The organism is Variovorax paradoxus, from assembly GCF_030815975.1.
Taxonomy (GTDB): Bacteria; Pseudomonadota; Gammaproteobacteria; order Burkholderiales; family Burkholderiaceae_C; genus Variovorax; species Variovorax paradoxus_N.
In genome coordinates, this window is the sequence record NZ_JAUSXL010000002.1 from 4,139,796 (window position 1) to 4,164,441 (window position 24,646).

Annotated in this window: 27 protein-coding genes and 1 pseudogene; 19 read left to right on the forward strand and 9 right to left on the reverse strand. The window is 67.5% G+C overall.

Translation table 11 applies throughout. The features are described 5' to 3' along the window. Nucleotides 1–3 precede the first annotated feature (3 nt). Genes QFZ47_RS23155 through mmsB form a run of 3 tightly spaced genes read left to right on the forward strand, consistent with a single transcriptional unit; the run spans nucleotide 4 to nucleotide 3,237 of the window. Complete coding sequence (locus QFZ47_RS23155; protein WP_307657861.1) at nucleotides 4–1,158, forward strand: acyl-CoA dehydrogenase family protein; 1,155 nt, start codon at nucleotides 4–6, stop codon at nucleotides 1,156–1,158. A 31-nt stretch (nucleotides 1,159–1,189) separates the two neighbouring features. Next, nucleotides 1,190–2,305: an enoyl-CoA hydratase/isomerase family protein gene (locus QFZ47_RS23160; RefSeq protein ID WP_307657862.1), complete on the forward strand. Its 1,116-nt coding sequence runs from the start codon at nucleotides 1,190–1,192 to the stop codon at nucleotides 2,303–2,305. A 32-nt stretch (nucleotides 2,306–2,337) separates the two neighbouring features. Then, complete coding sequence (mmsB, locus tag QFZ47_RS23165) at nucleotides 2,338–3,237, forward strand: 3-hydroxyisobutyrate dehydrogenase (protein WP_307657863.1); 900 nt, start codon at nucleotides 2,338–2,340, stop codon at nucleotides 3,235–3,237. 11 nt (nucleotides 3,238–3,248) lie between these two features. Here the strand turns inward: mmsB and QFZ47_RS23170 are convergent, their stop codons facing one another. Both QFZ47_RS23170 and QFZ47_RS23175 read right to left on the reverse strand, forming a co-directional pair. Beyond that, nucleotides 3,249–3,404 (reverse strand): hypothetical protein, encoded by a 156-nt coding sequence (locus QFZ47_RS23170; RefSeq protein ID WP_307657864.1) that lies wholly within the window; start codon nucleotides 3,402–3,404, stop codon nucleotides 3,249–3,251. After that, a complete protein-coding gene (locus QFZ47_RS23175) occupies nucleotides 3,376–4,656 on the reverse strand; it encodes an MFS transporter (RefSeq protein ID WP_307657865.1) in 1,281 nt (426 codons plus the stop codon). The genes QFZ47_RS23170 and QFZ47_RS23175 overlap by 29 nt, the downstream gene beginning before the upstream one ends. 147 nt (nucleotides 4,657–4,803) lie before the next feature. On the opposite strand from QFZ47_RS23175, the gene gcvA reads away from it, so the two are divergent. Beyond that, nucleotides 4,804–5,748, forward strand: coding sequence for a transcriptional regulator GcvA (gene gcvA / locus QFZ47_RS23180; RefSeq protein ID WP_307657866.1), 945 nt, complete (start codon nucleotides 4,804–4,806; stop codon nucleotides 5,746–5,748). Here the strand turns inward: gcvA and QFZ47_RS23185 are convergent. Next, the gene (locus tag QFZ47_RS23185; protein WP_307657867.1) at nucleotides 5,717–6,643 is read right to left on the reverse strand and encodes a LysR family transcriptional regulator; all 927 of its coding nucleotides are present in this window, start codon (nucleotides 6,641–6,643) and stop codon (nucleotides 5,717–5,719) included. The genes gcvA and QFZ47_RS23185 overlap by 32 nt on opposite strands. 102 nt (nucleotides 6,644–6,745) lie before the next feature. Between QFZ47_RS23185 and metE the strand changes: the two genes are divergently transcribed. Together metE and QFZ47_RS23195 are read left to right on the forward strand one after the other, a co-directional pair. Further along, complete coding sequence (gene metE, locus QFZ47_RS23190; protein WP_307657868.1) at nucleotides 6,746–9,091, forward strand: 5-methyltetrahydropteroyltriglutamate--homocysteine S-methyltransferase; 2,346 nt, start codon at nucleotides 6,746–6,748, stop codon at nucleotides 9,089–9,091. Between the two features lie 36 nt (nucleotides 9,092–9,127). Beyond that, nucleotides 9,128–9,997 (forward strand): hypothetical protein, encoded by an 870-nt coding sequence (locus tag QFZ47_RS23195; protein ID WP_307657869.1) that lies wholly within the window; start codon nucleotides 9,128–9,130, stop codon nucleotides 9,995–9,997. Here QFZ47_RS23195 and QFZ47_RS23200 read toward each other — a convergent pair. Continuing rightward, on the reverse strand, nucleotides 9,939–11,453 hold the full coding sequence (locus QFZ47_RS23200; RefSeq protein ID WP_307657870.1) for a short-chain fatty acyl-CoA regulator family protein: 1,515 nt from the start codon (nucleotides 11,451–11,453) through the stop codon (nucleotides 9,939–9,941). The two genes, QFZ47_RS23195 and QFZ47_RS23200, sit on opposite strands and share 59 nt — an antisense overlap. A gap of 105 nt (nucleotides 11,454–11,558) precedes the next feature. Here QFZ47_RS23200 and QFZ47_RS23205 point away from each other — a divergent pair, with 105 nt between their 5' ends. From QFZ47_RS23205 to QFZ47_RS23225, 5 genes and pseudogenes are all read left to right on the forward strand, one after another. Further along, the gene (locus tag QFZ47_RS23205; protein WP_307657871.1) at nucleotides 11,559–11,972 is read left to right on the forward strand and encodes an acyl-CoA thioesterase; all 414 of its coding nucleotides are present in this window, start codon (nucleotides 11,559–11,561) and stop codon (nucleotides 11,970–11,972) included. After that, complete coding sequence (gene prpC, locus QFZ47_RS23210; protein ID WP_307657872.1) at nucleotides 11,969–13,135, forward strand: bifunctional 2-methylcitrate synthase/citrate synthase; 1,167 nt, start codon at nucleotides 11,969–11,971, stop codon at nucleotides 13,133–13,135. The genes QFZ47_RS23205 and prpC overlap by 4 nt, the downstream gene beginning before the upstream one ends. 34 nt (nucleotides 13,136–13,169) lie before the next feature. Further along, nucleotides 13,170–14,624 carry a bifunctional 2-methylcitrate dehydratase/aconitate hydratase gene (locus tag QFZ47_RS23215; protein ID WP_307657873.1) on the forward strand — a complete coding sequence of 485 codons (1,455 nt, stop codon included), beginning with the start codon at nucleotides 13,170–13,172 and terminating at the stop codon, nucleotides 14,622–14,624. 4 nt (nucleotides 14,625–14,628) lie between these two features. After that, nucleotides 14,629–15,361, forward strand: a pseudogene (locus tag QFZ47_RS23220) (isocitrate lyase/PEP mutase family protein). Nucleotides 15,362–15,524: 163 nt separating this feature from the next. Continuing rightward, entirely contained in the window at nucleotides 15,525–15,866 is a 342-nt protein-coding gene (locus QFZ47_RS23225) for an alpha/beta hydrolase (RefSeq protein ID WP_307657874.1), read from the forward strand. Nucleotides 15,867–15,965: 99 nt separating this feature from the next. Here QFZ47_RS23225 and QFZ47_RS23230 read toward each other — a convergent pair whose 3' ends face one another. Then, a complete protein-coding gene (locus QFZ47_RS23230) occupies nucleotides 15,966–16,538 on the reverse strand; it encodes a DNA-3-methyladenine glycosylase I (protein ID WP_307657875.1) in 573 nt (190 codons plus the stop codon). A 64-nt stretch (nucleotides 16,539–16,602) separates the two neighbouring features. On the opposite strand from QFZ47_RS23230, the gene QFZ47_RS23235 reads away from it, so the two are divergent. From QFZ47_RS23235 to QFZ47_RS23270, 8 genes are all read left to right on the forward strand, one after another. Then, entirely contained in the window at nucleotides 16,603–17,079 is a 477-nt protein-coding gene (locus QFZ47_RS23235; RefSeq protein WP_307657876.1) for an NUDIX hydrolase, read from the forward strand. Beyond that, entirely contained in the window at nucleotides 17,076–17,303 is a 228-nt protein-coding gene (locus QFZ47_RS23240) for a DUF7661 family protein (protein ID WP_307657877.1), read from the forward strand. The genes QFZ47_RS23235 and QFZ47_RS23240 overlap by 4 nt, the downstream gene beginning before the upstream one ends. After that, the gene (locus tag QFZ47_RS23245) at nucleotides 17,300–17,479 is read left to right on the forward strand and encodes a hypothetical protein (protein ID WP_307657878.1); all 180 of its coding nucleotides are present in this window, start codon (nucleotides 17,300–17,302) and stop codon (nucleotides 17,477–17,479) included. The genes QFZ47_RS23240 and QFZ47_RS23245 overlap by 4 nt, the downstream gene beginning before the upstream one ends. A gap of 12 nt (nucleotides 17,480–17,491) precedes the next feature. Then, nucleotides 17,492–17,836: a DUF2867 domain-containing protein gene (locus QFZ47_RS23250; protein WP_307657880.1), complete on the forward strand. Its 345-nt coding sequence runs from the start codon at nucleotides 17,492–17,494 to the stop codon at nucleotides 17,834–17,836. A gap of 121 nt (nucleotides 17,837–17,957) precedes the next feature. Beyond that, nucleotides 17,958–18,662, forward strand: coding sequence for a DUF3348 domain-containing protein (locus tag QFZ47_RS23255; RefSeq protein ID WP_307657881.1), 705 nt, complete (start codon nucleotides 17,958–17,960; stop codon nucleotides 18,660–18,662). Next, nucleotides 18,655–20,745 (forward strand): DUF802 domain-containing protein, encoded by a 2,091-nt coding sequence (locus QFZ47_RS23260; protein WP_307657882.1) that lies wholly within the window; start codon nucleotides 18,655–18,657, stop codon nucleotides 20,743–20,745. The genes QFZ47_RS23255 and QFZ47_RS23260 overlap by 8 nt, the downstream gene beginning before the upstream one ends. Further along, nucleotides 20,745–21,401 carry an OmpA family protein gene (locus QFZ47_RS23265; protein ID WP_307657883.1) on the forward strand — a complete coding sequence of 219 codons (657 nt, stop codon included), beginning with the start codon at nucleotides 20,745–20,747 and terminating at the stop codon, nucleotides 21,399–21,401. Before QFZ47_RS23260 ends, QFZ47_RS23265 begins: the two co-directional genes overlap by 1 nt. A 22-nt stretch (nucleotides 21,402–21,423) precedes the next feature. Next, nucleotides 21,424–22,056: a DUF2894 domain-containing protein gene (locus QFZ47_RS23270; protein WP_307657884.1), complete on the forward strand. Its 633-nt coding sequence runs from the start codon at nucleotides 21,424–21,426 to the stop codon at nucleotides 22,054–22,056. 30 nt (nucleotides 22,057–22,086) lie between these two features. Here the strand turns inward: QFZ47_RS23270 and QFZ47_RS23275 are convergent, their stop codons facing one another. From QFZ47_RS23275 to QFZ47_RS23290, 4 genes are read right to left on the reverse strand one after another with little or no spacing between them, the layout of a single operon-like run. Then, nucleotides 22,087–22,398, reverse strand: a complete 312-nt coding sequence (locus tag QFZ47_RS23275; RefSeq protein WP_307657885.1) for a chaperone modulator CbpM — start codon at nucleotides 22,396–22,398, stop codon at nucleotides 22,087–22,089. Between the two features lie 2 nt (nucleotides 22,399–22,400). After that, a complete protein-coding gene (locus QFZ47_RS23280; protein WP_307657886.1) occupies nucleotides 22,401–23,363 on the reverse strand; it encodes a DnaJ C-terminal domain-containing protein in 963 nt (320 codons plus the stop codon). Nucleotides 23,364–23,408: 45 nt separating this feature from the next. Then, entirely contained in the window at nucleotides 23,409–24,050 is a 642-nt protein-coding gene (locus tag QFZ47_RS23285) for a histidine phosphatase family protein (protein WP_307657887.1), read from the reverse strand. A gap of 14 nt (nucleotides 24,051–24,064) precedes the next feature. Next, entirely contained in the window at nucleotides 24,065–24,643 is a 579-nt protein-coding gene (locus QFZ47_RS23290; RefSeq protein ID WP_307657888.1) for a glutathione S-transferase family protein, read from the reverse strand. Between the last annotated feature and the right edge of the window lie 3 nt (nucleotides 24,644–24,646).

A 24,646-nucleotide genomic window follows, 5' to 3' on the forward strand; every position in this document is an offset into this window, starting at 1 on the left:
CGAATGGACTTCGAACTTTCCGAAGAGCAACGCGCCTTCGCGCAGAGCGCGCGCGACTTTGCGCAGGCCGAGTTCGCACCGCATGCGGCGCAGTGGGATGCGGAGGCCATCTTTCCGAAAGAGGCCATCGCCAAGGCCGGCGAACTGGGCTTCTGCGGCCTCTATGCGCCCGAACGCATCGGCGGCCTCGGGCTGCCGCGGCTCGACTCGGCGCTGGTGTTCGAGGAGATGGCCGCGGTCGACCCCTCGACCACGGCCTTCATCACGATCCACAACATGGCGACGTGGATGCTCGGCACCTGGGCGACCGATGCGGTGGCCGCGCAATGGGGCGAAGACCTCACGAGCGGGCGCAAGCTCGCGTCGTACTGCCTCACCGAGCCGGGCGCCGGGTCGGACGCGGGCTCGCTCAAGACGCGCGCCGAGCTGCAGGGCGCCGAGTACGTCGTCAACGGCGGCAAGGCCTTCATCTCGGGCGCAGGCGCGACCGACGTGCTGGTGCTGATGGCGCGCACGGGCGGCGGCGGTGCCGGCGGCATCTCGGCCTTCGCGGTGCCGGCCGATGCACCGGGCGTGAGCTACGGCAAGAAGGAGCACAAGATGGGCTGGAACAGCCAGCCCACGCGCGCCATCAACTTCGACAACGTGCGCATCCCGGCCGAGAACCTGCTGGGCAAGGAAGGCGAGGGCTTTCGCATTGCCATGAAGGGGCTGGACGGCGGGCGCATCAACATCGCGACCTGCTCGGTGGGCGCGGCGCAGGGCGCGCTCGATGCGGCCCGCCGCTACCTGCACGAGCGCCAGCAGTTCGGCAAGCCGATCGCGAGCTTTCAGGCCTTGCAGTTCAAGCTGGCCGACATGGCAACCGAGTTGGTGGCTGCACGCCAGATGGTGCGGCTCGCGGCAGCCAAGCTCGACGCGGGCCATGCCGACGCCAGTACCTACTGCGCCATGGCCAAGCGCTTCGCGACCGACGCGGGCTTCAATGTCTGCAACGATGCGCTGCAGCTGCACGGCGGCTACGGCTACCTGAGCGAGTTCCCGCTGGAGCGGCTGGTGCGCGATACCCGCGTGCACCAGATTCTCGAAGGCACCAACGAGATCATGCGCGTGATCGTTGCGCGAAAATTGCTGGAAGGGGACAGCGATATCCGCTGAGGTCCCGCATCCAGAACCTCTTTCTCAAGACATGACCGACTCCGTAGTTCTCTTCGACGAAATCAAGACCGCCGGCGGCCAGCGCTTTGCCACCGCCACGCTCAACGCACCCGCCTCGCTCAATGCGCTGTCGGTGGACATGGTGCGCCTGCTCACGCCCAAGCTGCGCGAATGGGCGAAAGACGACGGCATCGTCGGCGTGCTGCTGCAGGCCGCCGGCGAAAAGGCCTTCTGCGCCGGCGGCGATCTGCGCCAGCTTTATCAGACGCTGCTCGAATGCGGCCCCGCCCGCAACACCTACGCCGAAGACTTCTTCCGTGAGGAGTACGAGCTCGACTACCTGATCCACACCTTTCCCAAGCCCTTCCTCTGCTGGGGCCATGGCATCGTGATGGGCGGCGGCGTGGGGCTGATGTCGGGCTGCTCGCACCGCGTGGTCACGGCGCAGAGCCGCATCGCCATGCCCGAGATCAGCATCGGGCTCTATCCCGACGTGGGCGGCAGCTGGTTCCTGCGCCGCACGCCGGGGCGCACGGGCCTGTTCCTGGCGCTCACGGCCGCCAACCTCAATGCGGCCGACGCCATCTTCTGTGGATTGGCCGACGTGCTGGTGCCGCACGAACGCAAGGGCCAGGTGCTCGAAGCGATTGCGGCCACGCACTGGCGCGGCGAGCAGAAGGCGGACCGCGCCGAGCTTTCGCGCATCCTCGCGCGTGCCGGCGAGGGCGCCGAGCTGCCGCCCTCCAAGGTGCGCGAGCACTACGACACCATCAACGCGCTGATGGCCGGCGACGACCTGCTCGACATCGCGGAGCGCCTGCGCAGCCTGCAGAGCGACGATGCCTGGCTGCAGTCCGCCGCCAAGACCTTTGCCAAGGGCGCGCCGAGTTCGGCCGCGCTGAGCTTCGAACTCTGGCAGCGCGTGCACCGCATGTCGCTGGCCGAGGTGTTCCGGCTCGAATACTGGGCGTCGCTGGGCTTCTGCGCGCACAAGGACTTTGCCGAGGGCATCCGCGCGGTGCTGATCGACAAGGACCGCAATCCGCGCTGGAACCCCGCCACCATCGAGGAGATCACGCCCGCCTTCATCGAAGACCACCTGCGTCCGCGCGGCGAAATGCCCGCGGAGCTGGCTGCGCTGGCCTGAGCCTCTTCTACAAATACAACGGAGACAAGCAAATGAAAATCGCATTCATCGGCCTCGGCAACATGGGCGGCCCCATGGCCCTGAACCTGCGCAAGGCGGGGCACGCGGTCAAGGCCTTCGACCTGTCGGACGAGGCCTGCAAGAAATACGCGGCGGAAGGCCTGCCTATTGCCGCGTCAGCCGCCGAATCGGTGGCCGATGCCGACGTGGTCATCAGCATGCTGCCGGCCAGCGCGCACGTGGAGGGCCTGTTCCTCGGCAGCGGCGGCAAGCCCGGCCTGCTCGACAGCATCCGTGCCGGCACGCTCGTGATCGACAGCAGCACCATCGCGGCCGCCACCTCGCGCAAGGTGGCCGAGGCGGCCGCGGCCAAGGGCATTGCAATGATCGATGCGCCGGTTTCCGGCGGCACGGGCGGCGCGATTGCCGGCACGCTGACCTTCATGGTCGGCGGTGAAACCGACGACCTCGAACGCGCGCGCCCCGTGCTCGAGAAGATGGGCGCCAACATCTTCCACGCGGGCGGCATCGGCGCGGGCCAGACTGCGAAGATCTGCAACAACATGCTGCTCGGCATTTTGATGATCGGCACCTCGGAGGCGCTGGCGCTGGGCGTGGCCAACGGGCTCGATCCCAAGGTGCTGTCAGAAATCATGCGGCGCAGCTCCGGCGGCAACTGGGCACTCGAAAAGTACAACCCGATGCCCGGCGTGATGGAAACGGCGCCCGCATCGAAGAACTACGCGGGCGGCTTCGGCACCGACCTGATGCTCAAGGACCTGGGCCTGGCGCAAGAAAACGCCACGGCCGTGCGGGCCGCGACGCCGCTCGGCGGGCTGGCGCGCAGCCTCTATGCGGCGCACAGCCTCGCGGGCCATGGCGCGCTCGATTTCTCGAGCGTGCTGAAGCTGCTGCAGAAGGCTTCTTCCTAGCCTTCAGATTTCTAGCCAAACAGGGCGTCGCTGGCCCACAGGAGCACCAGCACGCCCACGAACAGCAGCAGGAACACGGCCCATGCGCGCGTGAACGCCTGCGTCTCCGTGATCTCGGCGGGAGCCGTTTCGGGCGGCTTAGGAGCGCTGGGCGTGTGTGGGTTCATTCCCGACTGTACCCCGCGGGCCCGGTTTTGCCGCCGCACGCATCTTCGACATGGCCACCAGCACCCCGGCCGCGACCAGGTTGGCGCCGATGCTGGCGAGGATAGGCAGCAGGTAGCTGCGGCTGATGTCGAACGCAAAGCCCGCTGCGCTCGGGCCGACCAGGGTGCCGAAGGCCACGCTGGTATACAGCACGCCCAGGATCGCGCCGATGCTGCGGCCGCCGAAATAGTCCATGACCAGGGCCGGCAGCAGCGCAACGAAGCCGCCGTAGAAGACGCCGTAGGCAAACGCGAAGAGAGCCAGCCCCCAGAACCCGGCGGACACCGCCCACACGACCAGCGAAAGCGCCATGCCCACGGACATCAGCGGCAGCGCGAGCTGCCGGCCCAGCCGATCGGCCAGCCCGCCAAGGAAAAATCGCCCCGCCGTGCTGCCGATGCCGATGGCGCCCAGCAGCAGCACGGCCGAGCCCGCGGGCACGCCATGGTCGAGCGCGTAGGGCACCAGATGGACGAAGGGAACGAAGAGACCGAACGAACTGATCAGGCACGCCGCATAGAGGCCGGCGAAGCGGCGCGACCTTATTGCGTGTCGCACCGAGGAGCCTGCGGGCACGGCTGACGGTGCGCGCGGCTGCGGTGGATCGCCGTCGGGACCGAGCCCGCGGTCGCGCGGATCGTTCTCGATCAGCAGCGCCATGCCCACGCCCACCAACGCGGCCAGCGCACCGAGCGCGAGATAGGCATGGCGCCATCCCATCGCCTCGATGAGAAGCGACGCCAGCGGCGGCATCACCAGCGTGCCCACGCCGATGCCGCTCACCGCCAGCCCCGAGGCGAATCCGCGGCGCCTGACGAACCAGCGCTGCACTGCGCCCAGCACCGGCACGTAGGACGCGCCGACCCCGAGCCCGACGCCGAGTCCATAGGCGAGGCAGACCTGGTTCAGGCTCCGGGCCTGCCCCGCCGCGGCCAGGCCCAGGCCGACCAGCACCATGCCCGCGACCGCGAGCCGCCGCGAACCCCAGCGGTCCGCGAGCGGGCCGCTGACCACGCCCAGTCCGAAATAGAGAAAGCCTGCGAGCGAGAACACCAGCGACACCGATCCGCGCGAGGCGCCGAAATCGCGCTGCAGCGATTCGAGGAAAGCGCTGAAGGTGTAGGCGCTGCCAAAGCCCACGAGGGTGACGGCGAAGGCGCCTGCTACCACGAGCCAGCCGCGGAAGACGGGTGTGGGGGATCGATTGGACATGATTTGCTCAGAATATCTAATGGCTGGAAAATCGACCTTGGTACAACGCGTTGGCTTTTCTTCATCCGGTGAATTTGGATGATCGTTTCTTGTGCGCAACCAGGCAAACCGGATTTTCTGAAGCATTCGGATCAGATTAACTAAACCATGGAACATCAACTTCCACCGCTCAATGCGCTGCGCGCCTTCGAGGCGACCGCCCGCCACCTGTCGGTAAAGAACGCGGCCGACGAGCTGTGCGTCACCGCCGGTGCCGTGAGCCAGTTGATCAAGTCGCTGGAACTGCATCTGGGCATTCCGCTCTTTCGCCGCGCGAACCGCGGCATCTTTCTGACCGATGCCGGCCAGGCCTATCTGCCGCCGGTGCGCAATGCGTTCCGGCAGATCAGCGACGCCACGCGCCGCATTGCCGTGCCCGCGGAGACCGGCATTCTCACGGTGAGCGCCACGCCGTTCTTCGCGTCCGCTTGGCTAGTGCCGCGCCTCAAGGGTTTTCAGGATGCGCATCCTGATATCGATCTGCAGGTGGTGAGCAGCACTGCGCTGGCTGATTTTTCGCGCGACGGCGTGGACGTTGCCATTCGCCACGGCCTCGGCCGCTACCCGGGCTTGAGCAGCCAGCGCGTGCTGACGGTGGAGATCGTTCCTGTCGCAACGCCGGCCCTGGTGAGGCAGTTCGGCATGCCTGCATTGCCATCCGATCTCAGGCGCTGGCCGCGCGTGAACGATGCCGAGCGCAAGGCCTGGCAACTGTGGTTCCAGGCGCAGGGCATCGAAGACACCGGCCCGGCGCGCGGCCCGTCCTTCGACGATTCTGGCCTGCTGCTGAAGGCGGTGCTCACGGGGCAGGGCGCGGCCTTGCTGCCTTCCGCCGTGGTGGCCGACGATGTTGCAGAAGGCCGGTTGGTCCGGCTTTCGGATGTGAGCTGGCTCGAAGACTTTGCCTACTACCTCGTCTGTCCGGAAAACAGCCGCGACCGGCCCAAGGTCGCGGCCTTCCGCGAATGGATCACTGCCGAGTCCAGCAGAAAAACTGCCAGGCCGCGCAGGAAGATTCCGGTCAAAGCAGCTCGATCCCGGGCAGGCTCTTGAAGCAGCTCTCGCGCGTGATGCGCACGAAGTCGGCCAGCCACGGTTGGCCGGAGGTGCCCTGCGTGCAGGCCATGTAGAGCCGCCCGGTCAGGCCCTTTGCGCCCACGCGCCGCGCTGTCACGTAGCCGCGGTCCAGATAGTTCTGCACCGCCCACAGCGGCAAGGTGGCCACGCCGCGGCCGCTGGCCACCAGTTGCAGCATCGCCACCGTGAGCTCGGTCGTGCGACGGTGGGCGGGCTCCACGCCGGCCGGTGCCAGCACCTGGCGCACGATGTCGAGCATCTCGTCGGGCACGGGGTAGGTGATGAGCGTCTGGTCGGCAAAGTGGCGCGCCGTGAGATGCGGCTTGGCGACGAGCGCATGGTCGTTGGCGAGCAGCGCGACGATCTCGAAGCGGAACAGCGCGTGGTAATCGACGGTTTCGTCGGGGTCTTCTTCGGACACGATCGCCACCTCGGCGCGGTTCTGCATCACCAGCGCGATCGGGTCGGGATGAAAGCCCGAGACGATGTCGAGCTCGATCTCGGGCCAACGCTGTCTGAAGGCGTCCATCGCGGGCATCAGCCAGTCGAAGCAGGTGTGGCACTCGACCACGATGCGCAGCTGCCCGCTGCGGCCCAGGGCAAGCCGTGCCACGTCGCGCTCGGCTTCTTCGACCAGCGGAAGTGCGGTATCGGCCAGCTGCAGCAACCGCAGCCCGGTGGTGCTGAACTGCGGCGGCACCGACTTGCGCTCGAAGAGCTGCGCGCCGTAACGGTCTTCGAGCAGCTTGATCTGGTGCGACAGCGCCGACTGCGTGAGGTTGAGCAATTGCGCCGCGCGCACCAGGCTGCCGGTGTCGCGCAGCGCAACGAGCGTGCGCAGGTGGCGTATTTCGAGGATCGACTGCAACATGAATTCAATTCAAGTGAATGGGCAAAAGGTTTCGTTTGAATCATATGTGCCAAAGCCCGACCATTGTGGATTCTCAAAGTTTCAGCGACCGGAATACCTGCAATGACCACCCGTACCCACATCCTCGGCTTTCCGCGCATGGGCGCCCACCGGGAACTCAAGTTCGCACTCGAAAAGCACTGGCGCGGCGAGATCGACCGCGCCGCTCTGGAAGAAGTTGGCGAACAATTGCGCGAGCGCCACTGGCAGGCCCAGCGCGACGCGGGGCTCGACTACGTGACGGTCGGCGACTTCGCCTGCTACGACCACGTGGCCAACCACATCCAGCTCTTCGGCTGCGAGCCGGAGCGCTTCGGCTTCAAGGGCGACGAGCCCGAGCTGTCGCGCTACTTCAAGATGGCGCGCGGGGTAGAAGACGAGGCTGTCCATGTGCATGACGCCAGCTGCAGCCACGGCGCCGAAGGCACTTTCGCCCTGGAAATGACCAAGTGGTTCGACACCAACTATCACTACCTCGTGCCCGAGTTCACCGCGGCCACGCAGTTCACGCTTGCCTCGACGCGGCTCTTCGACGAAGTGGCACAGGCGCAGCAGGCCGGCCATGCGGTCAAGGCTGTGCTGCTGGGGCCGCTGAGCTTCCTGTACCTCGGCAAGGAGAAGCAGGCCGGCTTCGACCGCCTGTCGCTGCTCGATGCACTGCTGCCCGTCTATGAACAGGTGCTGAACCGCCTCAAGCAGCAGGGCGTGGAATGGGTGCAGATCGACGAACCCATCCTCGGCCTGGACCTGCCCGATGTCTGGCGCAATGCCTTCGAGCGCGCCTACTGGCAGCTGGCCCGCAGCGCGCCCAAGCTGCTGCTGGCCACGTACTTCTCGCCGCTCGCGGACAACCTGCGCCTGGCCTGCCAGCTGCCGGTGGCCGGCCTGCACGTGGACGCCGTGCGCGCGCCGCAGGATCTGACCGGCGTGGCCGACTGGCTCGCGGCGCACAAGGTGCTGTCCGTCGGCATCGTCGATGGCCGCAACATCTGGCGCACCGACCTGGACGCCGCGCTTGCCACGCTGCGCCCGGTGGTCGACAAGAAGCGCGGCGAGCTCTGGATCGCGCCATCGTGTTCGCTGCTGCACGTGCCGTTCAGCCTGGCGGCCGAAAACAAGCTCGACGCAGAGCTCAAGTCCTGGCTCGCCTTCGCCGTCGAAAAGCTGGACGAGCTGCGCGTGCTGCAGGCCGTTCTCGACGGCCGCGAAGACTCGGTCGCGCAAGAACTCGAAACCGCCCGCGCCGCCGCGGCCGCACGGCGCAGCAGCCCGCGCGTGCACCGTGCCGACGTGGCGCTGCGGCTTGCACGCAGCGTGGCCGGCGATGACCGGCGCGCGTCCGCGTTCGGCGAGCGGCAGCGGGTGCAGCGCGCGCGCTTCGCATTCCCCGCGCTGCCGACCACCACCATCGGCTCGTTCCCGCAGACAGCGGAGATCCGCGCCGCACGCGCCGCCTTCAAGCGCGGGGAGCTCGATGCAGCAGGCTACCGCGAGAAGATGCGCGCCGAAATCGCACTGGCCGTGCGCAAGCAGGAAGCGCTGGGCATCGACGTGCTGGTGCACGGCGAGGCCGAGCGCAACGACATGGTCGAGTACTTCGGCGAACAGCTCGACGGCTTTGCCTTCACCGCCAACGGATGGGTGCAGTCGTACGGCTCGCGCTGCGTCAAGCCGCCGGTCATCTTCGGCGACGTGGCGCGCCCTGCGCCGATGACGGTCGAATGGACCGCCTATGCGCAGAGCCTGACGAAGCTGCCGATGAAGGGCATGCTGACCGGCCCCGTCACCATCCTGCAATGGTCCTTCGTGCGCAACGACCAGCCGCGCAGCACCACCTGCGAGCAGATCGCCTGGGCGATCCGCGACGAGGTGGTGGACCTCGAGGGCGCCGGCATCGGCATCATCCAGATCGACGAGCCCGCCATCCGCGAAGGCCTGCCGCTGCGCCGCGCCGGCTGGCCGGCCTACCTGAAGTCCGCTACGCGCGCCTTCCGCATCAGTGCCTCGGGCGTGCGCGACCAGACGCAGGTCCACACCCACATGTGCTATTCGGAATTCAACGACATCCTGCCCGAGATCGCGGCCATGGATGCCGACGTGATCACCATCGAGACCAGCCGCTCCGACATGGAGTTGCTGCGGGGCTTTGGCGGCGAGAACAACGCGGGCGGCTTCCGCTACCCGAACGAGATCGGCCCCGGCGTGTACGACATCCACTCGCCGCGCGTTCCCTCGGTGGACGAGATCGTGCGTCTGATGCGCAAGGCCACGGGCGTGGTGCCGCTCGAGAACCTCTGGATCAACCCCGACTGCGGCCTGAAAACCCGCGGCTGGCCCGAGACGGAGGCGGCGCTGTCGAACATGGTTGCGGCCGCCAAGCTGCTGCGCAGGGAGCTGGCGGCGGCCTGAAGCAGCAGGGAACCCCCGGGGGGCCAATAATGCGACATGGTTGCCCTTTCAGTTTCAGCTAGACGTTTCTTTCTCGCGCCCTTTCTCCTGCTGCTGCTGCCGCTGTTGCTCGCGCCGGCCATGGCCTGGGCGCAAGATCGCGCGCAGGCCTTGATGCAGTTCGAAGGCGTGCAGGCGCGCTATCAGGCCGCGTATGCGCCGGGTGCGGTGTCCCGCGATGCGCGGCAGTTGCTGAGCACAGCGGACCAGGCCATTACCGACAAGGCGTTCGCGGCGCTGGACACCGCCGCCGCGCAGTCGTTCGACGTCAAGGCCTCGATGGCTGCGATCCAGCAGGAGGTGGCCGCGGCTGGCAAGGGAGGTGCCGCACCGGGACCCCAGGTGTTGGAGGCCGTGGCCCGGTTCGCCAGGCTGCGCGCCGACTACGCCGCGATGGACGATGCAGGCAAGGCGGAGTTCTTCAACCGCGAGCGTGCGAAGCCGGCCGACCCCGCGCGCGCGGAACTGCTCGAGCGCATGGCCGTGGCCGACCTGCGCGAGGTCGACTTCTCGAGCCAGCTGCTGCTGAGTTCCGTCGCCAAGCAACTGGCGCGCGGCAACGCCGGCCAGTTCACTTCGCTGCCGGACCGCACGTTCGACATGGCTGTCGACACGCTGTGGTCGCGCGGCATCACCGCGCCGCGCCCGCGCAACCTGCTGACGGTGGCGCGCGAGTTCGAAAAACAGGCCGCGCAGGCGCTGCTCGCCGCCCTGCCCGATGCGGACGTGGCCGCCTTGCTCGCCTGGCGCAACGACCCGCAGGCCGCGGCCGAGCGCCAAGCGCTGGTGGGTGCCTACCGCGCCGAGGTCAAGGGGAGCGGCGCCGTGGCGATCCGGACGCTGGTGCGCGGCTGGCCGCGTTCCTGATGACGGCGGTGCGTGCGGTGGCGTACCTGTCGGGCGCTACGGCATAGGGCATGAAGCGGCTCTGGTTCTCGTCCACGTCGAGCGGCCGGCCCACGAACGGAAAGGCGCGCTGCGGGCAGGCCTCGCGCTCGCACACCTTGCAGCCCGCGCCGATGGGCGTCGGCGCCTCGGGGTCGCGCAGGTCCATGCCCTTGGAGTAGACCAGCCGCGTGGCATGGCTGATGTCACAGCCCAGCCCGATGGAAAAGGTCTTGTTGGGCGAGCCGTAGCCGCGAAAGCCGTGCGACACCGTGCGCGCGATCCACAGGTAGGCGCGGCCGTCGGGCATGCGCGCCAGTTGCGTGAGCACGCGGCCCGGTTGCGCAAAGGCCTCGTACACATTCCACAGCGGGCAGGTGCCGCCGGTCTTCGAAAAGTGGAAGTGCGTGGCCGACTGCCGCTTCGAGATATTGCCCGCGCGGTCGACGCGAATCAGGAAGAAGGGCACGCCGCGCGCCTCGGGCCGCTGCAGCGAACTCAGGCGGTGGCAGATGGTCTCGAAGCCTACGCCGAAGCGCCGCGCGAGCTGGTCGATGTCGTAGTGCAGCTGCTCGGCCGCTTCAAGAAAAATGCCGTAGGGCAAGAGCAGGGCGGCCGCGAAGTAGTTGGCCAGGCCGATGCGCGCGAGCGAACGCGCGGTGTCGCTCGACAGCGTTGCCTCGGCGACCAACTGGTCGATCATGCCGCCGAGTTCGAGAAACGCGAGCTGCGTGGCGAGCTGGAACGCATGCTGGCCCGGCTCCAGGTAGCGTGACAGCCGCAGCACGCGCGTGGCCGGATCGAAGCGGCGTTGCGCGCCGCCTTCGTCGTCTTCCGCCGGAATCACCTGCACCCCATGCGCTTCGAGCAGACGGTGAGCGAGCCGGTCGCCCGGGCTGCCTTCGCGCAGCCGCCATTGCGCGGAGAAAGCCTCGGCGGCGTTGTCGAGCGGGGCGATGTGGTTCTGGTGTGCAAAGAAGAAGTCGCGCACTTCCTCGAAAGGCATCGGCCGCGCCTGCGGCATGCGCGCGAGGTCGCCGCGGCCGTCGCCGAGCTCGGCCGCCAGCGCTTCGAGCCGCTCCATGGCATCGCGGTGCCGCTGGTGCAGCGCCACCAGCGCGCGGCCCACGGCGGGCATCTGCGTGGCCACTTCGCGCAGTTCGGCGAGCGCGACGGCATCGCCGCCCGGGTTGTCGGCCAGCGCCTCGCGCAGGCTGGCAACGAGGCGTGCCTCTTCGTCTTCCGAGAAGGCCTGGATGTCCACCCCCAGCGTGGCATGCAGGCGCAGCAGCACCGGCACGGTGAGCGGGCGCTGGTTCTGCTCGATCTGGTTCAGGTAGCTGGGCGACAGGCCGAGCTGCTGTGCGAGCGCGAGCTGGCTCAGGCCGCGCTCTTCGCGCAGGCTTCGCAGTCGCACGCCCATGAAGGTCTTCTTCATCTTCTAGCTCCATTCGCAAGATTCGCAAATTAATTGCAATGCCTTCGCAATCATTCGCCAATTCAGGTCTTCATTATGGGCACGATGTTGCGTAAATTGCGAATCATGCAAAACGCACGCGGCACTGTCCGGTTGATCGAGGTGGTGTTTCCGGAACACACCAACCACTACGGCACCCTGTTCGGCGGGCAGGCGCTGCAGCTGCTGTCGAAGGCCGCGTTTCTGTCGGGCCGCAGCTTCGTGCGCGGCGACGTGGTGATGGCGCGCTGCAGCGAGGTGCTGTTCCATGCACCGGTGCGGCTGGGCAGCACGCTGGTGCTCGACACGCAGGTGTCGCGCGTGGGCCGCAGCTCGCTCACCGTGCGCGTGGTCGGCAACGTGCAGGACGTGGCCACCGAGGCGCTCACGCGCGTGCTCGACGGCGAATTCGAGATGGTGGCGGTGGACGCCGCCGGACGGCCGGTGCGGCTGGCAAGCCCGCCGCGCCTTCATGAACAGACATTCGAGGAGACCGTATGACACTGACCACAGAGAACGCGCCCACCGCCGGCTTCAGGCCGAAGAAATCCGTCGCGCTTTCGGGCGTGACCGCGGGCAACACCGCGCTGTGCACCGTGGGACGCACCGGCAACGACCTGCACTACCGCGGCTACGACATCCTCGACATTGCCGATGTCTGCGAGTTCGAGGAAATCGCACACCTGCTGGTGCACGGCAAGCTGCCCAGTGCTGCCGAGCTGCGCGCCTACAAGAGCCGCCTGAAAGCCATGCGCGGCCTGCCCGCGAGCGTGAAGGAGGCGCTGGAGCGCCTGCCTGCGAGCGCCCATCCGATGGACGTGATGCGCACGGGCGTCTCGGCGCTGGGCTGCGTGTTGCCCGAGAAGGACGACCATTCGCTGCCGGGCGCGCGCGACATCGCCGACCGGCTGATGGCCTCGCTCGGCTCGATGCTGCTGTACTGGTACCACTGGTCCACGCAGGGCCGGCGCATCGAGGTCGAGACCGACGACGACTCGATCGGCGCCCACTTCCTGCACCTGCTGCATGGCCGCGCGCCATCGGCGAGCTGGGAGCGCGCGATGCACACCTCGCTCAATCTCTATGCCGAGCACGAGTTCAACGCCTCGACTTTCACCGCGCGCGTGGTGGCGGGCACGGGCTCCGACGTGTATTCGGCCATCACCGCCGCCATCGGCGCGTTGCGGGGGCCGAAGCACGGCGGCGCCAACGAGGTGGCCTTCGAAATCCAGAAGCGCTACGACACGCCCGACGAGGCCGAGGCCGACATCCGCCGCCGCGTGGACGCCAAGGAAGTCGTGATCGGCTTCGGCCACCCGGTCTACACCGTCTCGGACCCACGCAACGTGGTCATCAAGCGCGTGGCGAAAAAGCTCTCCGACGAGGCCGGGTCCACGCGTATGTACGACATTGCCGTGCGGATCGAGGCCGTGATGTGGGACGAGAAGAAGATGTTCCCCAACCTCGACTGGTTCAGCGCCGTGAGCTACCACATGCTCGGCGTGCCGACCGCCATGTTCACGCCGCTGTTCGTGATCGCGCGCACCAGCGGCTGGGCCGCGCACATCATCGAGCAGCGGCAGGACAACAAGATCATCCGGCCCAGCGCCAACTACACCGGGCCCGAAGACCTGATCTTCGTGCCCATCTCCGATCGCCGCTGAAAGCATCCGTTCCGCCTACCACCACAGAAAAATCATGTCAGCTCACATCAGCAACGTCCGCCCCGAACCCGACCAGGTGCTGGTCGACATCGTCGACTACGTGCTCGCCCATGAGCAGATCGCCAGCGCGCTCGCTTATGAAACCGCGCGCCACTGCCTGATCGACACGCTAGGCTGCGGCCTCGAAGCGCTCGAGTATCCGGCGTGCACCAAGCTGCTCGGCCCGGTCGTGCCCGGTACGGCGGTGCCGCACGGCGCGAAGGTGCCCGGCACCCCGTACCAGCTCGATCCCATCCAGGCCGCGTTCAACATCGGCACGATGATCCGTTGGCTCGACTTCAACGACACCTGGCTCGCGGCCGAGTGGGGCCATCCGAGCGACAACCTCGGCGGCATCCTGGCCACGGCCGACTGGCTCAGCCGCAATGCGGTGGCCGCCGGGCGCAAGCCGCTCGTGATGCGCGACGTGCTCACCGCGATGATCCAGGCGCACGAGATCCAGGGCTGCCTGGCGCTCGAGAACTCGTTCAACAAGATGGGGCTCGACCACGTGGTGCTCGTGAAGGTGGCCTCGACCGCGGTGGTGGCGCGCCTCATGGGGCTCTCGCGCGACGAGATCGTCAATGCCGTGTCGCTCGCATGGGTCGACGGGCAGAGCCTGCGCACCTACCGTCATGCGCCCAACACCGGCAGCCGCAAGAGCTGGGCCGCGGGCGACGCCACCAGCCGCGCAGTGCGCCTGGCGCTGATCGCCAAGACCGGCGAGATGGGCTACCCCAGCGTGCTCACCGCGAAGACCTGGGGCTTCTACGACGTGCTGTTCAAGGGCCAGCCCTTCGAGTTCCAGCGGCCGTACGGTACCTATGTGATGGAGAACGTGCTGTTCAAGATCAGCTTCCCCGCAGAGTTCCACAGCCAGACGGCCGTGGAGGCAGGCATGGCCCTGCATGCGCAATTGCAGCAGAGCGGAAAGACCGTGGACGACATCAGGAAGGTGAGCATCCGCACGCATGAAGCCTGCATTCGCATCATCGACAAGAAGGGACCGCTCGCCAACCCGGCCGATCGCGACCACTGCATCCAGTACATGGTGGCGGTGCCGATGATCTTCGGCCGCCTCACGGCCGCCGACTATGAAGACGGCGTGGCGAACGACCCGCGCATCGATGTGCTGCGCGGCAAGATCGTGTGCATGGAAGACCCGCGCTTCACGGCCGACTATCACGATCCCGAGAAGCGCAGCATCGCCAATGCGCTGACCGTGGAGTTCAAGGACGGCACCAGCTTTGCAGAGGTGGCGGTCGAATACCCGATCGGCCACAGGCGCCGCCGCGCGGAGGGCATTCCGCTGCTCGAAGCCAAGTTCCGTACCAACCTGGCGCGCCGCTTCGCGCAGAAGCAGCAGCAGGCCATCCTCGATGTGTCGCTCGATGCGAAGAAGCTCGAGGCCATGCCGGTGCACGCGTATGTCGATCTCTATGCCGCCTGATCCCATGCCAATGAACAACGAGTCGCCGAAGAAAACCCTGCGCCGCCTGGCCGAGGCGCGCCGCGGCGTGCTGGTGCCGGGCGCGTTCAATGCGCTGTCGGCCCGCGTGATCGAAGACCTGGGCTTCGAGGCCGTCTACATCACCGGCGCCGGCGTCACCAACATGCACTTCGGCCTGCCCGACCAGGCCTTCATGGGCCTGCACGAAATCGCGGAGCACACCGCGCGCATCCGAGACGCGGTGACGCTGCCGCTGCTGGTCGATGCCGACACCGGCTTTGGCAACGCGCTCAACGTGCGGCATGCGGTGCGCGTGCTCGAGCGGGCCGGGGCCGACTGCATCCAGCTCGAAGACCAGGTCAGCCCCAAGCGCTGCGGCCATTTCGCGGGCAAGGCGGTGATCGACACGGCCGAGATGCTCGGCAAGATCAAGGCCGCGGTCGATGCGCGCACCGATGCCGCGGCGCCTCGACAAGCCGCAGCTCATGAACATGGTGATCGGCGGCAAGACGCCGACCTTCGGCGCCGAAGAGCTCGGTGCGCTCGGCGATGGGCTGGTGCTGTATGCCAATGCCGCGTTGCAGGGCGCAGTGGCTGGCATGCAACGTGCGTTGACCGTGTTGCGCGATACTCGCCGCCTCGACGAAGACCCATCGCTCGTGGTTTCGTTTGCCGAACGGCAACGCCTGGTCGGCAAACCCGGGCTCGACGAGTTAGAGAAAAAATACGCAGGCTGAGCCGAATTTCTTCAAAGAAGTGTGCACTTTGGCTCTCAACTCAAAAAGTTCCCCGTCATTGTTTCAGTTTCATGAACACTGCGATTCGATTGGCTAGGGTTTTCCCTTGTCATTGCGGTGCAAACTTCAGGGCATCCAAAGCCCGATCAAGAAGGAAATTGAAATGAAGACCTCGAACCTCCTCGCCGCCGCCGCTCTCTCCCTGCTCGCCGCTGCCGGCGCCCACGCAGAAACCTACGAAGGCGTGCAACCTCTGAGCGCCGGCTACAGCCGCGCCGACGTGGCGCCCCAGGCCGTTGCTGCCGCCCGCGAAGGCAATGTCTACAGCGACGCAGCTTCGTCCACCGTGGCTCCCGTGCTGGCTGCCTCGGCCGACCGCGCCGCGGTTCGCAGCGAAGCCGTTGCGGCTGCCCATGCGCCTGGCCAGAACCTGCGCCGCGAAGCCTTCGCAGGCAGCGTGATCCCCTCGCAAGCACGCAGCTTCACGCGCCAAGCCGGCCTGTAAAGGCGGGCGGGAGAGAGTCGGCGGCAGCCAGGCTGCATGTTCTCTCTGCAAAGATAAAAGCCGGACGGCGCACCAGGTGCCGTCCGGCTTTTTGCGTTTTCAGCGCTGCTGCGCAGCGTGGTGGCAGAAGCAGTCGGGCGCGTGGTCGTCCACAATGCCGGTGGCCTGCATCCACGCACAGACGATCACCGGCCCCACGAACTTGAAGCCGCGCTTCTTCAGCGCTGCCGATACTTCTTCCGACAGCGGCGTCTTGGCCGGCACCGTGCCCGTCCTGTTGACGATGGGCTTGCCGCCAGCCATGCCCCAGACGAACGCCGAGAAATCTTCGCCCGCCGCCTGCATCGCAAGATAGGCACGGGCGTTGCCGATGGTGGCCTCGATCTTGGCGCGCGAGCGCACGATGCCCGCGTCCAGCATCAACCGGTCGACGTCCGCCGCAGTGAACCGTGCCACCTTTTCGGGCACGAAGCCCTGGAACGACGCGCGAAACGCATCGCGCTTGCGCAGGATCGTGAGCCACGAAAGGCCGGCCTGAAAACCGTCGAGCATGAGCTTTTCCCACAGCGCGCGGCTGTCGCGCTCGGGCACGCCCCATTCGGCATCGTGGTAGGAGGCCAGCAGCGGATCGCTCCGGGCCCAGGTGCAGCGGGGCTTGATCTCTGGGGTCATCTGATTGCGGGTTTCGTTCTTCGGCAAGGGTGGTTCGGACTTTAACCACTGATACTCGAGCCTCATGATCTCAGTTCATTTTCACGGCCAGCGCTTTCAGGTGCGTGCCGCCGCGGTCATCCTTCATGCGGGCTGCGCGCTTCTTCACCGGGCTCCGGGCGACGACTACTGGGCCTTGCCGGGCGGCAGGGTCGAGGTGGGCGAAGAGGCATCGGCGACGATCGTCCGGGAGATGAGGGAGGAGCTTGGCGAAGAAGTCGAATGCGGCCGGCTTCTCCACGTGGCGGAGAATTTTTTCGACCTTGCGGGCCGGCGCAACCATGAGATCGGGTTCTACTTTCTCGTCTCGCTGGCCGAGGACTCGGGCCATCTCGACAAGACGCGAACCTACCGGGGCATCGAAAGCCACCTGGATCTGGAATTTCGCTGGTTCCCCGTCGCGGAGCTTGCGTCCGTCAATCTGAGGCCGACATTTCTCCCGGCCTCGCTGGCGGCCGATCCGCTGGTGTTTTCGCACGCGGTTCAGCGCGAATACCAATGACTGGCGAGCGCTACCTGTTCAATGTGTTCGGCCAGGTCATGGCCATTGAAAGAGCCGGGGACCGCTGGGAGAGCTATTTGATGGGGCCCGATGGCAAGCGCCGCAGGATCCAGCTGGCAATTCCATCCGACCTCACGCGCGGCGAGCTTGCCCAGTATCTCTACGACATCTATCACGAGCAGGCGACGCCGACGAACGGCGATGTCTTCGAGATCTTCCAATGAAAAACAGCCATCGATTGCACAAGTCCCGCCGCGAGGCGCTGCCCTCCGGCGCGCGCGTGGCCGGCCTTTATCACGGCGCCTTCCTGGCCGACGCCTTCGCCATCGACCTGCCGCAGGGCGCCACCCGCGACGTGCTGGCGCTTGCGCGCTTTGCGTTCGAGCGTCCCGCCCCCTGAGTCAACAGGCTGTTGGCGCTGCGCGACGGGCTGGTCGGCGGCTTGGGCCTCAAGACGGCCAGCGCGCTGCGCGCCGCCGGTACCCGGGGCGGTGCGCCGCGCATCGGCTTCTTTCGCATCTACGAGACGCATGCGGACGAGGTCGTGCTCGGCGAGGACGACCGGCACCTGGATTTCCGCGTTTCGGTAATGCGTTCCGTGGCGGGGGATTCGCTCACGGCCGTCACGGTGGTGCACTGCCATAACCTCTTCGGCCGCAACTACATCCGGTTGATCGCGCCGTTCCATCGGCTGGTGGTGCGTTCGGCACTCGAACGCGCGGCGCGCTCGGGCTGGCCCACGGAAGTGGCGGCCTGAACGGAACGCCTCGTTACCGCTTGGAACGTTTGCTTGAACTTTCTCTCCCGGCAGGCGCACAGGGACGGGAAGGCCAGCGGGAGTTGCCAGTGTAGACTGCCAGGTTTTTCGTTCTGGCGGTATGGCGCAAGTTTCACAGCGCACAGTTTTCAACGGCTCGGCGCTTGTTCGCTTGCTCTCTCGACTGACCGACATCGGCGTCCGCGAACCCAGGCAGGCCACCGCGGATCGATTGAGTCAATGGTTCGGCTGGACCGATGCCATCTCGCTGTCCGCGGCGCTCGATGGTGCTTCGGCGGCAGCGCCTTCACGCGTACGAGCTTCCGCGAGCGCCGAGGAGCGCGAATGCGTCCGTGCGCGCGCAGCGTTGGCAAAGGCCGTGGCCGAAGACGGCGCTGTCGCGGCAGCCGTTGACTTCACGCCGTTTCGCCGCCGCCATCTCACGCTGCAACAGGCCATGGAAGCGGGCATCGGCCCGTTGCGCGGCCGTTTGCGGGCGCTGCTGGCGGCCAGGTCGCCCGCCATGGCCCGGCTTGCCGCCGTGGACGTGGTGATGGAGCAGGTGCTGGCTGCGCGCGAGCACAGCTTGCTCGGGGCCGTGCCCGCGCTGCTCGAAAAGCATTTCACGCGCCTGCGCCAGGACAGCCTCGAGGGCCTGGAGACGGCGGGCGAACCCGACAACAGCGAGGCTCAGGCCGGAGAGTGGCTGCATGTGTTCCGCAAGGACATGAAGAACGTGCTGCTCGCCGAACTGGACTTCCGATTTCAACCGATCGAAGGGCTGCTCGAAGCCCTTCGCATGAGGCAACCAGAGTGCCATGAATAGATTTCTTCACTACGCCGTTTTTGCCGCGGGCCTGGCCGTCGTGTGCTGGGTCGGGGCCGGATACGTCGGCTCGCACACCCTGGCGCTCGCCGTCACGATGCTGGTCGGCGCGTTCTACCTGATGGGGGCGCTGGAACTGCATCGCTTCCAGCAGGCCACCTCCACCTTGACGCGTGCCGTGGCGGATCTTTCCGAGCCTCCGGCGAGCCTGGGCGCCTGGCTCGACCGGCTGCATCCGACGCTGCGCAACGCGGTGCGCCTTCGCATCGAAGGCGAGCGCGTGGGCCTGCCGGGCCCGGCACTCACGCCGTACCTGGCCGGACTGCTGGTGCTGCTGGGCATGCTGGGCACCTTCCTCGGCATGGTGGTCACGCTGAACGGCACCGGCATGGCGCTGGAAAGCGCGACCGACCTGCCGGCCATCCGCGCCTCGCTGTCGGCGCCTGTGAAGGGCCTGGGGCTGGCATTCGGCACGTCGGTGGCCGGCGTGGCTGCCTCCGCGATGCTAGGGCTGGCCTCGGCCTTGTGCCGGCGCGAACGGCTGCAAGCGGGCCAGATGCTCGACAGCAGAATCGCAACCACGCTGCGCGCCTACTCGCTGGCCCACCAGCGCGAGGCGTCGTTTCAACTGCTCGAGCAGCAGGCCCACCAGATGCCCCGGCTGGTCGACCAGCTGCAGGCCATGATGGCGGCGATGGAGCGGCAGAGCCAGGCCTTGAATGAGCGCCTCGCCACCGGCCAGGCGCAGTTCCACACCAAGGCCGAGGCCGTGTATGCCGGCCTGGCTTCCTCGGTCGACCAGTCGCTCAAGCAGAGCCTGAGCGAAAGCGCCCGCATCGCCGGCGCGACGATCCAGCCGGTGGTCGAAGCCACCATGGCGGGCATCGCGCGCGAGACGGCCTCCCTGCACGACACGGTGGCGCGCACCGTGCAGCAGCAGCTCGATGGTCTCTCGAGCCGCTTCGAGGCCGCCACCGCGAGCGTGGCAGGCACCTGGCTGGCTGCGCTGGCCGAGCACCAGCGCACCTCCGAGGCGTTGTCCATGGATCTGCGTGCTTCGCATGACCGCTTTGCCGAGACCTTCGAGCAGCGGTCGGCATCGCTGGTGGAGGGCGTGTCCGCACACCTTGAAAAGACGGCAGGCAGCGTGTCGGAGACCTGGGGCAGCGCGCTCGCGCAGCACCAGCGCGTCAGCGAGAAACTGTCGCAGGATGCGCAGCAGTCGCTCGCGGCGGCAGCGGCCGGCTTCGAGCAGCACTCGGCATCGCTCTTGCGCACGGTGGAACAGGCGCATGCCACGCTGCAGGCCGACATCGCATCGCGCGACGAACAGCGGCTGTCGGCCTGGACGCAAGCGCTGGCCGCGGTGTCCGCATCGCTGCAGCAGCAGTGGCAGCAGGCGGGTGCCCACACGGCGGGCCAGCAGCAGCAGCTCTTCGAAGCGCTTGCGCAGACCGCGCGCGATATGTCCACCCAGGCCGAGGCCCACGCGAAGAACACGGTCGGCGAGATTGCCCGGCTGCTGCAGGCCGCATCGGAAGCGCCGCGGGTCGCGGCCGAAGTGGTGGCCGAGCTGCGCCAGAAACTTTCCGACAGCATGGCGCGCGACAACGCGATGCTGGAAGAACGCAGCCGCATCATGGAAACGCTGGGAACCCTGCTCGACGCGGTGAACCACGCCTCCACCGAACAGCGCTCGGCGGTCGATGCGCTGGTGGGTGCATCGGCGGACGTGCTGGACCGCGTGGGCAGCCGCTTCACCGAGAAGGTCGATGAGGAAACCGGAAAGATGGCCGCGGTCGCCGCGCAGATCACCGGCAGCGCCGTCGAAGTGGCCAGCCTTGGCGAGGCCTTCGGCTTTGCGGTGCAGCTGTTCAGCGAATCGAACGACAAGCTGGTGGCCCACCTGCAGCGCGTCGAAGGCGCACTGGGCAAATCGATCGCGCGCAGCGACGAGCAGCTGGCCTACTACGTGGCGCAGGCAAGAGAAGTCATCGACCTGAGCATCATGTCGCAGAAGCAGATCGTCGAAGACCTGCAGCAGATCGCGAGCCGGCAGGCCGCGGTGGGCAGCGAGGCGTGATGCGGGACGATCTCGACGCCGGCCTGGAGCCGAGCGTGCCGGTGTGGGCGGTCTTCGGCGACCTGATGTCGGGGCTGGTGGGGGCCTTCGTGCTGATTCTGGTGGGCGCGCTTGGCATGCAACTGGACCTGGCGGCCAAGCTGCAGGCCGAAGTGCAGCAGCGCCAGGCCGAGACGCAGCGCCGCGAGGCGCTCGAGCAAGCGCTGGCCGGGCCGCTCGCTGCCGGCCGCGTCACGCTGAACAACGGGCGCATCGGCATCAGCGGCAGCGTGCTGTTCGCCTTCAACTCGGCCGACCTGCAGCCCGAGGGCCGGCAAGTGCTCAAGAGCCTGGCCGCGCCGGTGGCCACTTATCTGCGGTCCCGCGACGAGGTGCTGATGGTGAGCGGCTTCACCGACGATCGGCAGATGCGGCAGCCGAAGGACGGCAACCGGCCGTTCGCGGACAACTGGGAGCTCTCGGCCCAGCGAGCCTTGACGGTGACCCGCGCATTGATCGAGGAGGGCGTTCCTTCGTCATCGGTGTTTGCCGCGGCTTTCGGTTCCGAGCAGGCCGTGGCGTCCAATGCCGACGCCGAAGGACGGGCGAAGAACCGGCGTGTCGAGATGGCGCCCACGCCGAGGCAGGCTGGCGCCGGCACCAAGTCTCGTGGGTAGCAGCAGCACGGACCCCGCCGGGGTGCTCGACGCATGGCGCGTGCGGGGCGAGCATCGCCGGGATCCCGTGCGCTTTCGGTTCATCGAGGTGCTCGCCAGGAGGGCCAGTGCCCATGAGGGCGATGCGCGGCGCATCCTCGATGACAGGCTGGCCACGCTGCTTGCGGCGTTTCGCGAAAATCTCGAAAAGGCCCCGTGCGCTGACAGTGCTTCGGCCGTTCCAGATGGCAGCGCGAAACAGGCGGCCCCGCTTCCTCGCGGGCCGCTGGCGGAGCTCGTCGAGCACATGGCGCGGCAGGCGTCGCCGCAAGGCGATGAGAGTGCGGCGGCCGACAATGCCGCATCCGCCACCCCCGAACTCAGGACCCTGCGCTACTTCAGAAGCACCTGGTCGCGGCTCAGCGCCGACCGGCGGCTGACGCAGTCACTGGCCAAGGTGCCGGAGAATGCGGGCCCGCTCAACTCGCATCACCTGGTGCACCGGTCCCTCATGCTGATGCACGAGCTGTCGCCCGAATATCTCAACCGGTTCATGTCGTACGTCGACACCCTGCTGTGGGTCGATCAGCTGAACGGCAGCAATGCCCCGGCGGCCACTGCGAATGCGCCGCGCGCCGAAGGCCAGAAGAAAACGTCGCGCGGCAAATCCGGCTGATTCCCGCTTGTCCCGCTGCTTGCGCAGCGGCTAGCGAAGCCCGTGGGCCCGGATCACCGCCTTGAGCCGCCGCACCTCATGCTGCAGATCGAGAATCAGCGCGGCGGCATCCAGGCCCACGCCAAAGTCGCGCTCGAGCCGGCGCGCCTCGAGCGCGTATTGCAGGTCGGTGCTCGAGAACCGCCAGTGCTCGGGCGGCGCCTCGGCCACGGCAATCTGCACGATGCCCACCTCGACCAGTTGCACCACCCAATCGGTATCGGCACCGCAGGCATGGGCCAGCTCGCTGGCGGCGAGCGGCTGCGACGCACTGATGGCTGTTGTCACGGAAACGGTCGCCATGCTCAGACTCCCAGATGCTGGCGTGGGTTGAACGAAGCGGATGCCTGCGCCAGCTGTTCGTAGGCCTTGCGCGCGGCCTCGCTGTCGGCCGGGGGCAGCGCGATCTCGAGCAGCAGGTACAGGTCGCCGGGCTGCTTGCCGGCCAGGCCGCGGCCCTTGAGCCGCAGCTTGAGGCCGCTGCGCGCGTTGCGCGGCACGGTCACCTCGACCACGCCGCCGGTGGGCACGGGCACCTTCACCTGCGCGCCGAGCGCGGCCTCGGCCGGCGTGACGGGCAAGGTCATGTAGAGGTCGCGCTCCTCGATGCGATAGAGCCTGTGCGGCGCGATGCGCACCTCCAGGTAGAGATCGCCCGCGGGTTCGCCGCCATGGCCGGGCATGCCCTGTCCGGCGAGCCGGATGAACTGCCCCGGATGAACGCCGGGCGGAATCTTGACGCTGAGGGTGCGCGTCTTGAACGTGGGCCGGCCCTGCGCGTCGAGTTCCTGCGCGCGCAGCGTGATCTCGCGCTCGGCGCCGTTGAGCGCATCCTCGAGCGCGATCTCGATGGCCGCATGATGGTCTTCGCCGCGTGCGCGGTAGTTGCGCCTTGCCGCGCCGCGGCGCTCGGCCTCGCCGAACAGCGACGAAAAGAACTCGCTGAATTCGGCATGGTCGGCCGGGCCCTGGTTCGGCCCGCGGTGGAATTCGAAGCCGGCGTCCCAGCCCGGCGGCGGCTGGAAGTCGCCCTCGGGGTGGCCGCCGCGCGCCACGCGGTCGGCCAGCGCATCGTAGGCGGCGCGCTTTTCCTTGTCGCGCAGCACGTCGTTGGCTTCGTTGATGTCGCGCATGCGCTTCTCGGCGTCGGGCTCCTTGCTGACGTCGGGGTGGTACTTGCGCGCGAGCTTGCGGTAGGCCTTGCGCACCTCGTCGTCGGACGCGGTGCGGTCGATGCCCAGGGCGCTGTAGTAGTCCTTGAATTCCATGCTTGTCGGTAGTGTGAACGCCGAACGGTACGCGCGCCGGCCGGTTCAGGCCAGGCTCGAATCGCCGTCGGCATGCCGCAGCAGCGGCGTTACGGTCCAGGTGGGGCCGCTGCGCGAAAAACGCAATGGCTGCGCATTGCCGAGCAGGGCCAGGTCGATGGGCACACCGATCAGCGCGGCCAGCGCGTAAAGCGTGCCCCCGTGGGCCACCACCAGCACCGGCGCGGGCTGCGCCAGCGCGGCGTCCAGCGCCAGCCGCTTGCGGGCCACGAACTGCGCCAGGGTTTCGCCGCCCTCGGGCTCGCAGGCCCAGTCGATCTCGGCCGACGAGGTGCCGATGAGCGCGCCGAAGTTGCGCTCGCGCAAGCCCGCCTGCGGCGTGGGCACGAGGCGCAGCACGGTGGCCACGGCATGCGCCGTGTCGTGCGCGCGGCGGGCGTCGCTGCAGACGATGGTGCGGATCGGCTCGCCCGCCAGCAGCTGGGCGGCGCGTGCGGCCTGCTGCAGGCCGAGCTCGCTCAGCGGCTCGTCCACGGCCTGGAAGATGCGCTGCGCATTGCGGCCGGTCTGGCCGTGGCGCAGGAAGTAGAAATGGTCGCAGGCCGGTGCGAGCGGCTGCCCGGCGGCGATGCGGACCAGCTGGTCGAGGCCGGTGGCCGCGCCGTGGGGGAAGGGTGCCTTTGACATGGGTGGGATGCGGTTCAGCCGAATTTCATGCCCTTGGGGCGCGCCTGCAGGCGGTCGATGTAGGCATCGATCTTGGGCCGGTTCGAGCGCCCGCCGAATGCGCGGTGCCAGATGAACATCGAGCCGATCATCACGTCGGCCGCGGTGAACTGCGCGCCGAAGAGGTAGGGGCCATAGCCCAGCTCGCGTTCCACCGCATCCTTGGCCTGCTCGAAATGGGTCCAGCCGCGCGCGCTGTTGTTGCTGTGCAGCCCGAGCAGGCTGTCGCCCATCGAGGGTTCGAGCTGCGCCGTCGAATAGACCATCAGCGACAGGTAGCGGCCGCGCTCGGGCGAGCCCACGGACGGCGCGAGCCTGGCCTGCGGAAACTTCTCGGCCACGTACATGCAGATGGCCGCGTTCTCGAACACGCGGCTGCGGCCATCGACCAGCGCCGGCAGCTTGCCCGAGGGATTGATCTTCAGGTAATCGGGTTTCTTGTGCGCCTTCTCGCGGATCAGCGTGGGCACGATTTCGTACTCCACGCCGGCTTCGTCGAGCATCCATTTCGCGACCTGCGAGCGGCTCTGTGGATCGAAATACAGCTTCATCATCGG

What these genes read in the sequence shown, in the direction of transcription:
- QFZ47_RS23155 (WP_307657861.1), top strand. Translation starts at nt 4, where the DNA reads ATGGACTTCGAACTTTCCGAAGAGCAACGCGCCTTCGCGCAGAGCGCG.
- QFZ47_RS23160 (WP_307657862.1), top strand. Translation starts at nt 1,190, where the DNA reads ATGACCGACTCCGTAGTTCTCTTCGACGAAATCAAGACCGCCGGCGGC.
- mmsB (WP_307657863.1), top strand. Translation starts at nt 2,338, where the DNA reads ATGAAAATCGCATTCATCGGCCTCGGCAACATGGGCGGCCCCATGGCC.
- QFZ47_RS23170 (WP_307657864.1), bottom strand. Translation starts at nt 3,404, where the DNA reads ATGAACCCACACACGCCCAGCGCTCCTAAGCCGCCCGAAACGGCTCCC.
- QFZ47_RS23175 (WP_307657865.1), bottom strand. Translation starts at nt 4,656, where the DNA reads ATGTCCAATCGATCCCCCACACCCGTCTTCCGCGGCTGGCTCGTGGTA.
- gcvA (WP_307657866.1), top strand. Translation starts at nt 4,804, where the DNA reads ATGGAACATCAACTTCCACCGCTCAATGCGCTGCGCGCCTTCGAGGCG.
- QFZ47_RS23185 (WP_307657867.1), bottom strand. Translation starts at nt 6,643, where the DNA reads ATGTTGCAGTCGATCCTCGAAATACGCCACCTGCGCACGCTCGTTGCG.
- metE (WP_307657868.1), top strand. Translation starts at nt 6,746, where the DNA reads ATGACCACCCGTACCCACATCCTCGGCTTTCCGCGCATGGGCGCCCAC.
- QFZ47_RS23195 (WP_307657869.1), top strand. Translation starts at nt 9,128, where the DNA reads ATGGTTGCCCTTTCAGTTTCAGCTAGACGTTTCTTTCTCGCGCCCTTT.
- QFZ47_RS23200 (WP_307657870.1), bottom strand. Translation starts at nt 11,453, where the DNA reads ATGAAGAAGACCTTCATGGGCGTGCGACTGCGAAGCCTGCGCGAAGAG.
- QFZ47_RS23205 (WP_307657871.1), top strand. Translation starts at nt 11,559, where the DNA reads ATGCAAAACGCACGCGGCACTGTCCGGTTGATCGAGGTGGTGTTTCCG.
- prpC (WP_307657872.1), top strand. Translation starts at nt 11,969, where the DNA reads ATGACACTGACCACAGAGAACGCGCCCACCGCCGGCTTCAGGCCGAAG.
- QFZ47_RS23215 (WP_307657873.1), top strand. Translation starts at nt 13,170, where the DNA reads ATGTCAGCTCACATCAGCAACGTCCGCCCCGAACCCGACCAGGTGCTG.
- QFZ47_RS23225 (WP_307657874.1), top strand. Translation starts at nt 15,525, where the DNA reads ATGAAGACCTCGAACCTCCTCGCCGCCGCCGCTCTCTCCCTGCTCGCC.
- QFZ47_RS23230 (WP_307657875.1), bottom strand. Translation starts at nt 16,538, where the DNA reads ATGACCCCAGAGATCAAGCCCCGCTGCACCTGGGCCCGGAGCGATCCG.
- QFZ47_RS23235 (WP_307657876.1), top strand. Translation starts at nt 16,603, where the DNA reads ATGATCTCAGTTCATTTTCACGGCCAGCGCTTTCAGGTGCGTGCCGCC.
- QFZ47_RS23240 (WP_307657877.1), top strand. Translation starts at nt 17,076, where the DNA reads ATGACTGGCGAGCGCTACCTGTTCAATGTGTTCGGCCAGGTCATGGCC.
- QFZ47_RS23245 (WP_307657878.1), top strand. Translation starts at nt 17,300, where the DNA reads ATGAAAAACAGCCATCGATTGCACAAGTCCCGCCGCGAGGCGCTGCCC.
- QFZ47_RS23255 (WP_307657881.1), top strand. Translation starts at nt 17,958, where the DNA reads ATGGCGCAAGTTTCACAGCGCACAGTTTTCAACGGCTCGGCGCTTGTT.
- QFZ47_RS23260 (WP_307657882.1), top strand. Translation starts at nt 18,655, where the DNA reads ATGAATAGATTTCTTCACTACGCCGTTTTTGCCGCGGGCCTGGCCGTC.
- QFZ47_RS23265 (WP_307657883.1), top strand. Translation starts at nt 20,745, where the DNA reads ATGCGGGACGATCTCGACGCCGGCCTGGAGCCGAGCGTGCCGGTGTGG.
- QFZ47_RS23275 (WP_307657885.1), bottom strand. Translation starts at nt 22,398, where the DNA reads ATGGCGACCGTTTCCGTGACAACAGCCATCAGTGCGTCGCAGCCGCTC.
- QFZ47_RS23280 (WP_307657886.1), bottom strand. Translation starts at nt 23,363, where the DNA reads ATGGAATTCAAGGACTACTACAGCGCCCTGGGCATCGACCGCACCGCG.
- QFZ47_RS23285 (WP_307657887.1), bottom strand. Translation starts at nt 24,050, where the DNA reads ATGTCAAAGGCACCCTTCCCCCACGGCGCGGCCACCGGCCTCGACCAG.
- QFZ47_RS23290 (WP_307657888.1), bottom strand. Translation starts at nt 24,643, where the DNA reads ATGATGAAGCTGTATTTCGATCCACAGAGCCGCTCGCAGGTCGCGAAA.